Source organism: Ruminococcus sp. 210702-SL.1.03 (assembly GCF_020559915.1).
In the GTDB taxonomy this organism is placed as follows: Bacteria; Bacillota; Clostridia; order Oscillospirales; family Ruminococcaceae; genus YE71.
The window spans coordinates 1-9,923 of record NZ_JAJCLZ010000042.1 but is presented as its reverse complement, the minus strand read 5'-3'; the positions used below and the strand labels follow the sequence as shown (position 1 = coordinate 9,923).

15 protein-coding genes are annotated in these 9,923 nt (G+C 56.8%); all 15 read left to right on the top strand.

Features of this window, described 5'->3' with window-relative positions; translation table 11 throughout:
• The first annotated feature begins 58 nt into the window (after positions 1-58).
• The 15 genes from LI114_RS12495 (at position 59) to LI114_RS12430 (ending at position 9,849) form a co-directional block, all read left to right on the top strand.
• Complete coding sequence (locus LI114_RS12495) at positions 59-343, top strand: hypothetical protein (protein WP_022127206.1); 285 nt, start codon at positions 59-61, stop codon at positions 341-343.
• Positions 340-561: a hypothetical protein gene (locus LI114_RS12490; RefSeq protein ID WP_227220961.1), complete on the top strand. Its 222-nt coding sequence runs from the start codon at positions 340-342 to the stop codon at positions 559-561. Before LI114_RS12495 ends, LI114_RS12490 begins: the two co-directional genes overlap by 4 nt.
• Positions 562-564: 3 nt before the next feature.
• Positions 565-828 (top strand): hypothetical protein, encoded by a 264-nt coding sequence (locus LI114_RS12485; protein WP_227220960.1) that lies wholly within the window; start codon positions 565-567, stop codon positions 826-828.
• Between the two features lie 3 nt (positions 829-831).
• Positions 832-1,062: a hypothetical protein gene (locus LI114_RS12480; RefSeq protein WP_227220959.1), complete on the top strand. Its 231-nt coding sequence runs from the start codon at positions 832-834 to the stop codon at positions 1,060-1,062.
• The gene (locus LI114_RS12475; RefSeq protein ID WP_227220958.1) at positions 1,052-1,486 is read left to right on the top strand and encodes a hypothetical protein; all 435 of its coding nucleotides are present in this window, start codon (positions 1,052-1,054) and stop codon (positions 1,484-1,486) included. Before LI114_RS12480 ends, LI114_RS12475 begins: the two co-directional genes overlap by 11 nt.
• Positions 1,487-2,755: an AAA family ATPase gene (locus LI114_RS12470; RefSeq protein WP_227220957.1), complete on the top strand. Its 1,269-nt coding sequence runs from the start codon at positions 1,487-1,489 to the stop codon at positions 2,753-2,755.
• Positions 2,755-3,849 carry an ATP-binding protein gene (locus LI114_RS12465; RefSeq protein ID WP_227220956.1) on the top strand — a complete coding sequence of 365 codons (1,095 nt, stop codon included), beginning with the start codon at positions 2,755-2,757 and terminating at the stop codon, positions 3,847-3,849. The genes LI114_RS12470 and LI114_RS12465 overlap by 1 nt, the downstream gene beginning before the upstream one ends.
• Before the next feature lie 17 nt (positions 3,850-3,866).
• Positions 3,867-4,475, top strand: coding sequence for a DUF669 domain-containing protein (locus LI114_RS12460; protein ID WP_227220955.1), 609 nt, complete (start codon positions 3,867-3,869; stop codon positions 4,473-4,475).
• Positions 4,472-6,052 (top strand): DEAD/DEAH box helicase, encoded by a 1,581-nt coding sequence (locus tag LI114_RS12455; RefSeq protein WP_227220954.1) that lies wholly within the window; start codon positions 4,472-4,474, stop codon positions 6,050-6,052. Before LI114_RS12460 ends, LI114_RS12455 begins: the two co-directional genes overlap by 4 nt.
• A gap of 22 nt (positions 6,053-6,074) precedes the next feature.
• Complete coding sequence (locus tag LI114_RS12450) at positions 6,075-8,279, top strand: AAA family ATPase (RefSeq protein WP_227220953.1); 2,205 nt, start codon at positions 6,075-6,077, stop codon at positions 8,277-8,279.
• Positions 8,280-8,507: 228 nt separating this feature from the next.
• The gene (locus LI114_RS12445) at positions 8,508-8,912 is read left to right on the top strand and encodes a RusA family crossover junction endodeoxyribonuclease (protein WP_227220952.1); all 405 of its coding nucleotides are present in this window, start codon (positions 8,508-8,510) and stop codon (positions 8,910-8,912) included.
• Entirely contained in the window at positions 8,909-9,136 is a 228-nt protein-coding gene (locus LI114_RS12440; RefSeq protein ID WP_227220951.1) for a hypothetical protein, read from the top strand. The genes LI114_RS12445 and LI114_RS12440 overlap by 4 nt, the downstream gene beginning before the upstream one ends.
• Entirely contained in the window at positions 9,121-9,252 is a 132-nt protein-coding gene (locus tag LI114_RS14220) for a hypothetical protein (RefSeq protein ID WP_264468317.1), read from the top strand. The genes LI114_RS12440 and LI114_RS14220 overlap by 16 nt, the downstream gene beginning before the upstream one ends.
• The gene (locus LI114_RS12435; protein ID WP_227220950.1) at positions 9,233-9,472 is read left to right on the top strand and encodes a hypothetical protein; all 240 of its coding nucleotides are present in this window, start codon (positions 9,233-9,235) and stop codon (positions 9,470-9,472) included. The genes LI114_RS14220 and LI114_RS12435 overlap by 20 nt, the downstream gene beginning before the upstream one ends.
• A complete protein-coding gene (locus tag LI114_RS12430) occupies positions 9,469-9,849 on the top strand; it encodes a hypothetical protein (RefSeq protein WP_227220949.1) in 381 nt (126 codons plus the stop codon). Before LI114_RS12435 ends, LI114_RS12430 begins: the two co-directional genes overlap by 4 nt.
• The last annotated feature ends 74 nt before the right edge of the window (positions 9,850-9,923 follow it).

Below are 9,923 nucleotides of genomic sequence, written 5' to 3'. Positions count from 1 at the left end.
AGCGCGTGACGAGAAGCGCGCGGGAGAATACATAATGTCGGTGAAGGAGGTGTGACACATGAGAACACCGGACGTTGAAACGGCTGTAAGGCTGTACTACACCAAGAGCGAATTGACGAACGCCGACGTCGCCGAGCTCTTCGGCACGGGCGAAAGCCAGACGATAAAGATAAAGAAGATGGCAAAGACCGAGATGGCAAAGCGCGGCGTAAAGTCGTGGCTGCCGTATGCCGTCAACACGAAGATAGCTTACGAAGCGTGGGGTATCGACATCGACGATTACGAGCGGCGGCTGAAAAAGCTGCGTTCGCTGGAAAAACTGCTGGGAGGTGCTCAGCAATGACCCAACGCGACCTAGCCGAAATGGCAGACCTGCGAGCCGAAAGCGCCCGCAAGGACGAAGTGTACAAGCGCCACATAGAGCGCCTGCGCAGCGACCGCAAGGTCAAGCAGATGGACACGCTGTTCATCGGGCTGGCGGTGTTCCTGGGCGGCGCGGGAGTAGCATTTGTGATCTACGCGGCGGCGATGTTCAGCCGCTGGGCGATGTTTGGAGTGTGAGCCATGCGGACTAAAACAGCGCTGAAAATACGCCTGCTGAATGCCGAGGGCAAGTCGCTGCGGCAGATAGCGGATGCGGTCGATCTCTCGGTGGACGAGGTGGAGGACTGCCTGCTGACGGCGGGGCTGACCCCGACATACACCGTCAAGCAGGGTCAGCAGGAGAACCCCAAGCGAAAGGAGATACGAAATTACATGGAAAATCAGAGAGTGCTCGGCGTACCGATAAAGCAGCGCGTAACAAAACCCGAGCCGAAAGGAGGGTAAGGCATGAAAGATTTACCTACACGTTGTATCGACCCAGTTTTAAAGTTCTGTCAGGATTGCATTTGGGGATACTGCCATTATGGCGATGATGTAGAATGTTATGCCGACCTAGCAGATTGTAGCTTTGAAAGCGGTTGTACACTCGGTTTTGACCAAGGCAGACCTGAGGACGAACCGACCGAAGAGGAAATGAAAGAGTTTGAAAGCCAGTGGAAGGAGAACGATGATGAATAAGAAATTCACTGACGAGGAAATTGTAAGGGCAGCACATTGCTGCACAAAAAATAATTGCAAAACCTGCCCATTTATAGTACTAGGAGCAGGATTTAAAAACTGTGTCATAAAATTCTCGGAATACATAGCAAACAACACAAAAAACGAGCCCGCCCCTGCGGCAACAGAGACGAGCGCAAACGATAACACAGAAGCCGTTATCACTAACGATAATGATACCACAAACAGCCGCGCTTGTCAAGTCGGCGGTCTGAGCATGAGTACGGGCGGCGGAAAGTCGGCAATGTACGCGAAATGCTGCGAGGAGATAGCCGAGATAGTGCTCAGGCTGTACAAGAAAATGAGCGAGGAAGATCAGGACACATTCTTACTCGGCGAGATCTACGGCAGAGTTATGACGGCGCAGGAAGAGGGGGAAGAGTAAATGTCAGTAAAAATAAACACCCTTGAGATAGAAAACGTAAAGCGCATAAAGGCGGTGCAGTTTGAGCCTACAAAAAACGGGCTGACCGTTATCGGCGGCAGAAACAGGCAGGGCAAGACCTCGGTGCTAGACAGCATAGCGTGGGCGCTCGGCGGGGAAAAGTACAGACCCTCGCAGCCGAAGCGCGAAGGCTCTTTCGCCGAGCCGCACTTAAAGCTAACGCTCGATAACGGTATCGTGGTGGAGCGCGGCGGCAAGAACGGCTCGCTGAAGGTCACCGACAGCACCGGTAAGAAAGGCGGTCAGCAGCTTCTCAACAGCTTCGTCGAGCAGTTCGCCCTCGACCTGCCCCGCTTCATGAACCAGTCGGCTAAGGATAAAGCGGCTACGCTGCTGCGCATTATCGGCGTGGGCGATAAGCTCGGCGAGCTGGAACGCACAGAAAAAGAGCTTTACGACCGCCGCACGGCGATAGGCAGGATAGCCGACCAAAAGGAAAAATACGCTAAGGAAATGCCCGTGTACGCAGGCGTGCCCGCCGAACCCGTCAGCGCGGGCGAGCTGATAAAACAGCAGCAGGAGATACTCGCGCGCAACGGCGAGAACCAGCGCAAGCGCGACCAGCGGGAAGATTACGCGCAGCAGCTGGAGCTTGCAAAGTCGGCTTACGAGCAGGCGAAAATGCGCTTTGAAGCTGCCGAAAATAACTTCAAGCTCGCCAACCTCGAAGCGCAGGACTTGGAGGACGAGAGCACGGCGGAGCTGGAACGCAACATCGCAGAGATAGACGAGCTGAACGCGAAGATACGCGCCAACCTCGACCGCGAACACGCCGAGATCGACGCGGAGGACTACCGCTCGCAGTATTCGCATCTTACAGAACAGATAGCGGACGCAAGGCAGGCAAAGACCGACCTGCTCAAAGGTGCCGACCTGCCCCTTGAGGGTCTGTCAGTTGAGGAAGGCGAGCTGCTGTATAAGGGCTGCAAGTGGGACGGCATGAGCGGCGCGGAACAGCTCGTAGTAGCGACCTCTATCGTGCGCAGGCTCAACCCTGACTGCGGCTTTGTGCTGCTCGACAAGCTGGAACAGATGGACGCGGAAACGCTAGCCGACTTCGGCAAATGGCTGGAAGAGCAGGGCTTGCAGGCAATAGCGACAAGGGTATCTACCGGCGGCGAATGCAGCATCATTATCGAGGACGGCACATCGTTCGTTCCCGAACCGCAGACGAAAACAGGCTTTAATTGGAACGGAGGTAAATTCTGATGGCATATGAGATAACTTCGGGCGTGCAGAACAGCGCGCTGAAAACAGTGGTCTACGGTCCTGAGGGCATAGGCAAATCTAGCTTCGCGGCGCGCTTTCCCGAGCCGCTCTTTATCGACACCGAGGGCAGCACGCTGCGTATGAACGTGCGCCGTATGCCCAAGCCGACAAGCTGGGAGATGCTGAAAGGCGAGGTGCAGGAAGCCGCCGCTATGCGCCTTTGCAAAACAATAGTGATAGATACTATCGACTGGGCAGAACAGCTCTGCATAGAAAGCATGTGCGCCGCGCACGGCAAGAACGGCATAGAGGACTTCGGCTACGGCAAGGGCTATGTTTATGAGTGCGAGGAGTTCGCAAAGTTTCTGAACCTCTTGCAGGACGTGGTGGACAGCGGCATAAACGTGGTGCTTACGGCTCACGCCAAGATAGTGAAGTTTGAGCAGCCCGACGAGCTGGGCAGCTACGACCGCTGGGAGATGAAGCTGGGTCAGAAAACAGGCTCGCTCATATCGCCAAAAGTTAAGGAATGGGCTGATATGGTGCTCTTTGCCAACTACAAGACCTACGCCGTAGCCGTGGATAAGGACGGCAAGAAGTTCAAGGCGCAGGGCGGAGAACGAGTGATGTACACCAGCCATCACCCCTGCTGGGACGCTAAAAATCGCGACGATTTAGCGTCCGAGCTGCCTTTCGACTATTCGCAGATAGCGCATCTTTTCGCTCAGCAGACGGTTCAGACCGTTCAGACCGTTCAGACCGTTCAGACAATGCAGACCCCGCCGCCGCAGACAGTACAGCAGCCCGAGCCTGCCGCGCAGAGTGTTCAGCAAGCGCCTATGCCTCAGCCCGACCCGACAGCTCAGCCCGCACCGCTCGACCCCGCTATACCGCAGGCTCTGCGCGACCTCATGACAGCCGACGGCGTTACCGAGGAGGAGCTTCGCGAGGTGGTGGCGCAGCAGGGCTACTGCCCGGTAGATATGCCCGTGGCGGCTTACCCGCCCGACTTCATAAGCGGCTGCTTAGTTGCCGACTGGAAAACGGTGCTGAAAATGATAAAGGAAATGGACTTGAACGGCGTGCCGTTCTGAGATAGGAGGAATTATTGATGGAAGATTTAAAAGAACTTGGCTGGGACGACGAGATAAGCGACGAGGGCGAGGGTTATTCATACACCCTGCTGCCCGAGGGCGATTACGAGTTCACGGTCGCAAAGTTTGAGCGCGCACGCCACGCAGGTTCGGCAAAGGTGCCGCCCTGCAATATGGCTAAGGTGACCTTTACCGTGTGGGGAGCTGAGGATAAAACTGAGATCACGGAAAACTACTTTTTGTGCAAGAAGTTTGAATGGAAGCTCTCGCAGCTGTTTCTTTCCGTCGGCTTGAAAAAGCACGGCGAGCCGCTGCGGATGAACTGGGCGGCGCTTACAGGCGCTCACGGAAAATGCCGCGTTTACATAGATAATTACACCAAAAAGGACGGCACAGAGGGCAAGAGCAACAAGATACGCAGGCTTTACGCCTACGACGAAAACGTTGATACAGTCAAGCCCGCAGCACAGCAGCATGGGTATACTAATGTGCAGACTCCTCAGCCCGCGCAGACCTATCAGCAGCCCCCTCAGGCGGCGCAGGGCTTTGCGAATAACGCAGGCTTCGGCGGCTTTGGCGGCGGTCAGTACGGCGGCTTCGGCGGCTTCGGAGGTGGCGGCAGATGAACCTGCGTCCATATCAATTAGCGGCAAAAGCGGCGGTATTGGAGCAGTGGGAGAGCGTTGACAAAACGCTCCTCGTGCTGCCGACCGGCACGGGCAAGACGATAGTTTTCTCGGCGGTGACGGAAGAGTGCGTGCGGCAGGGCAAGCGCGTGCTTATCCTCGCGCACAGGGGCGAGCTGCTCGCGCAGGCGGCGGATAAGCTGTACAAGACCACGGGGCTGAAAAGCGCGGTCGAGAAAGCTGAGCAAAGCTGCTTAGGCTCGTTCTACCGCGTAACGGTCGGCTCGGTGCAGACCCTCATGCGCGAAAAGCGGCTCAAAGGCTTCTCGGCGAATTACTTCGATACCATCATCATCGACGAAGCACACCACGCAATTTCCGAAAGCTACCAAAACGTGCTTCGGCACTTTCCTGCGGCTAAGGTGCTGGGCGTTACCGCTACGCCCGACCGCGGCGATATGAAAGACCTAGGCTCGGTCTTTGAGAGCCTGGCTTACGAATACACCCTGCCGCAGGCGATAAAAGAGGGCTACCTCTCGCCGATAAAGGCAGTGACTATCCCGCTCACGCTCGACATCTCGGGAGTGGCGACGCAGGCGGGCGACTTTAAGGCAAGCGATATTGACACCGCCCTAGACCCCTATCTGTATCAGATAGCTGACGAAATGCTCAAATACTGCGCCGAGCGCAAGACGGTGGTCTTCCTGCCGCTCGTCAAGACCTCGCAGAAGTTTCGCGATATTCTCAATGAGCGCGGTTTTATGGCGGCTGAGGTAAACGGCGAGAGCGAGGAAAGGGCAGAGATACTGGAAGCTTTTGATAAGGGCGAGTACAACGTGCTCTGCAACAGTATGCTGCTTACAGAGGGCTGGGACTGCCCCTCGGTAGACTGCGTTGTGGTGCTCCGCCCGACCAAAGTGCGCGGTCTGTACTGCCAGATGGTGGGGCGCGGCACAAGGCTCTGCGAGGGCAAGACGGAGCTTCTCCTGCTCGATTTCTTGTGGCACACCGAGCGCCACGAGCTTTGCCGCCCCGCACATCTGATATGCCAAAACGAAGAGGTAGCGCAGAAAATGACCGAAAATCTCGCTGACGAAGCGGGCTGCGCGGTGGATATAGAGGAAGCCGAAAAGCAGGCGAGCGAGGACGTGGTGGCTCAGCGCGAGGAAGCCCTCGCAAAGCAGCTCAAAGCCATGAAAACGCGCAAGCGCAAGCTGGTAGACCCCTTGCAGTACGAGATGTCGATACAAGCTGAAGATTTGTCCTCATACGTACCCGCGTTCGGCTGGGAGTGCGCGCCCGCTACCGATAAGCAGCGCGAACGGCTCGAAAAGCTCGGCATACTGCCCGACGCCATCGAAAACGCAGGCAAGGCGAGCCTTATCCTCGACCGCTTAGAAAAACGCCGCGCCGCAGGGCTTACGACCCCGAAGCAAATACGCCTGCTGGAAAACTACGGCTTTCAGCACGTCGGCAAGTGGAGCTTCGAGCAGGCGAGCGGCATGATAGCGCGCATTTCGGCTAACGGCTGGCGAGTGCCGCGCGGCGTGTGCGCAGCCGAATACGTCCCCGCGTGAGCGGCTGAGAAAGGAGATATGAATGGAGATACTTGAAATTTTAAGCAAGATCCCCCCCGCCGACTGCGATTATCAGGAGTGGCTGGCGGTCGGCATGGCGCTGAAAGAAGAGGGCTATTCGGCGGCTGACTGGGATAACTGGTCGCGCGCCGACAGCCGCTACCGCGCGGGCGAGTGTGAGCGCAAGTGGGAAAGCTTCGCGGGAAACGCCAACCCCGTAACGGGCGGGAGCATAGTGCAGATGGCGCGCGAAAGGGGCTTGCTCACGGCCGATACCGACGGCGTTTTCGACTGGAACGACGAGATAAGTTACGAGGGCGGTGAGTGCGCCTGCGAGGGCATACCTATCCGCGAGCCTGCCGACTGGCAGCCCGTGCAGGAGCTTGTAACATACCTCTCCACGCTCTTTGAGGTGGGCGAGAACGTCGGCTACGTTACGGAAACGTATGAGAGCGACGAAGAGGGCAAGCGCCGCTACCTGCCTACCCGCGGCTGCTGGGACAGAACTGCGGGCGAGCTGATAGCCCTGCTCAATAACTGCGGCGGCGACATCGGCGCGGTCATCGGCGACTGCAAAGAAGAAGCGGGCGCTTGGATACGTTTCAACCCGCTGGACGGCAAAGGCATAAAAAACGAGAACGTCACCGACTTCCGCTACGCGCTTGTGGAGAGCGACAGTATGCCGATAGAGCAGCAGAACGCCGTAATGCGCGAGCTGGAGCTGCCGATAGCCCTGCTGGTGTACAGCGGCGGCAAGAGCCTTCACGCGATAGTCAAGATAGACGCGCCGAATTACGAGGAGTACCGCAAGCGCGTGGACTACCTCTACAAAGTTTGCAAGAAGAACGGCCTTGCCATCGACCCGAACAACCGCAACCCCTCGCGCCTGAGCCGTATGCCGGGCGTTACCCGAAACGGCAGGAAGCAGTTCATCGTTGACAAGTCGCTCGGCAAAGAGAGCTTTGAGGAATGGCGCGACTACATCGAGAGTATCAACGACGACCTGCCAGACCCCGAAAGCCTCAGCACCGAGTGGGATAACCTGCCTGAGCTTGCGCCGCCGCTGATAGACGGCGTACTGCGGCAGGGGCACAAAATGCTGATAGCGGGTCCCTCAAAGGCGGGCAAATCTTACGCGTTGATAGAGCTTTGCGTGGCGATAGCCGAGGGCGGCGAGTGGTTCGGCTGGCGGTGCACCAAAGGAAAGATACTGTACGTCAATCTGGAGCTTGACCGCGCGAGCTGCCTGCACCGCTTTAAAGATGTGTACACGGCGCTGGGTCTGCCGCCCGCGAACCTCGGCAGTATAGACATCTGGAACCTGCGCGGACACAGTGTGCCTATGGACAAACTCGCGCCGAAGCTGATACGCCGTGCCGCAAAGCGCGGGTACATCGCCGTAGTGATCGACCCGATATACAAGGTCATCACAGGTGACGAGAACTCAGCCGACCAAATGGCGCATTTCTGCAACCAGTTCGATAAGATATGCGTCGAGCTGGGCTGCGCGGTGATATACTGCCACCACCACAGCAAGGGCGCGCAGGGCGGCAAGCGCAGTATGGACAGAGCCAGCGGAAGCGGCGTATTTGCCCGCGACCCCGACGCTCTGCTCGACCTGAGCGAGCTTACCCTTACCGAGCCGCTGAGGGCTCAGCAGCAGGATGCCGCAACTTGCCGTATCTGCGAGAGCTGGATAAGGCGTTTTTACCGCAACGCCGACGAGCTGCTTTCGCCCGACGACCTCGTTACTCCCACGGCTATGCTCGACATCGCGCACAAATACCTGCGCAGCGATTCGTACAGCCTGATGTGCGGCGAGATAGAGAGAGCGGGGCTTGCCGTAAGGAACCGCACTGCATGGCGTATAGAGGGCACTCTGCGCGAGTTTCCGAAGTTCGCCCCGCTCAACGTGTGGTTCGATTTCCCCGTACACCGCGCCGATACCGTGGGCGTGCTGGCAGACCTCGCGGTAGACGAAGTCGCCCCCTCGTGGCAGAAGAATTTCGAGAAAAAGCGTACTCCAAAGGAGCGCAGCAAGGAGCGCAAGGAGAGCATTGAAACGGCATTCAGCGGCGTGCAGGAGAGCGGCAAGTGCCGTATATCTGAGCTGGCGGAGTACCTTGCCGTAACCGAAAAAACAGTGCGTTCGCGGCTAAAGGAGCACGGCGGCTTTTGGGTAGACGACGGCGAATGTGGGTTAAAGGAAAACAGAAAAAGTCGATGAAATTACATTTTCCTAGGGAAAGAAAAAGTCGGTCTTTTACAGTGAAAAAATCGAGAAGAAAAGTGTTTCCCTAGGGAAGAAAATGTCGGGAAAAATACCGACTTTTTCAGAGGGAAGGAAAATTATATATTACATAATATATATTTTCGGGCTTACAGCCGCCCGAAAATCTATTCTGAAATATTAAGACGGCTGCGACCCGAACGAAGTGACGAGAGGAGAGATGAGATGAGATCAACTGAATTTTTTATGCCGATGATACCGCCGACCGTCACGGCGCAGGAGCACAAGGTGACGGTGAGAAACGGCAAGCCGATATTCTACGACCCGCCCGAAGTCAAGGCGGCGGAAGAGAAGCTTGTGGCAAATCTTTGCAAGCACCGACCGGACGAGCCGTACCGCGAGGGAGTTCGCCTGACGGTGAAGTGGCTGTTCCCGAGAGGCAGGCACAGGGACGGCGAATACCGCACCACCAAGCCCGACACGGACAACTTGCAAAAGCTGCTGAAAGACTGCATGACCATCTGTGGCTTTTGGGCAGACGACGCACTGGTCGCGAGCGAGATCTGCGAGAAGTTTTGGGCGGACAAGGCGGGGATATATGTGCGGATAGAGGAGCTGAGCGAGCTGTGACCGAGCGCGACATAAAGCGGGCGCTGGGAAAGCGGGTGCGCCTTACCGACCCGAAGCTGCACATCGCAGGTGCGGAGTACATACTGAGCGGCGCGGTGATACGCCGCGGCGAGCGGGGGTTTTACTATCAAGCGGAGCTGACGGACGTAAAGTGCGGTCACAGCCTGGTGTACGCCCCGCTGGAGAACATAGAAAGGAGCGAGGGAGCATGCCAGCAATACTGATAACAACGACCATCTCGGCGATAGCGGCGGTGATGTGGGCGCTCTGCGCGGCGAATACTGACGGAGATTTTGAGGAATTTGAGGAGGACGAGGAAAATGAAACGTTCAGAACTTGAAAAGTATCTCGGCAAGACCATCGAGCTAACGATCTTCGGCGAAACGCTGAGGGGTATTCTGCACAAGACGGGCGAGGAGCAGTTCAAGAACAACTGCAATCTCTACCTGCCGAAGAAGTATTACTTCGTGTGCGATGAGTACGGGATACCCTGCGGCAACTGCATATTCAGGTGCTCGCACGTTGGCAAATTGCGGCTGATAGGCGGTGACGGCAAATGACCAAGACCGACCTGCAAAATTACCGCGCGGACAAGCGCAGGCTCGACCGAATAAGCGCTGAGCTGGCAGGGCATGAAACGAGAGTGTGTGTCCAGTCCGCCGCCGACCCGCCATTCAGCAAGCATTGCGTGACCCTCAGCGGCTTGCCGCCGAGCGACGAGGTAACTGCTCTCCACCGCGAGAAAGCCGCCTTAGAACGCCGCACAGCCGCTGTACGCGCGTTCATATCCGCCATTCCCGACCCGCAGACCCGTGAGATGTTTGAGCTGAAATATCTCAAAGGCAAGACGTTCCTGCAAGTCGCGATGGCGATAGGTCTGGGCGGCAATGAATCATGCGTGAAAATGCGGATATATCGCCAGCTCAGAAAGTTGTGACTTTTGTGACTTTTTGACGTGTTATAATTTAAACTGGGGACAGTAGGTAAGCACTGACTTGCTCTTTTTTGATG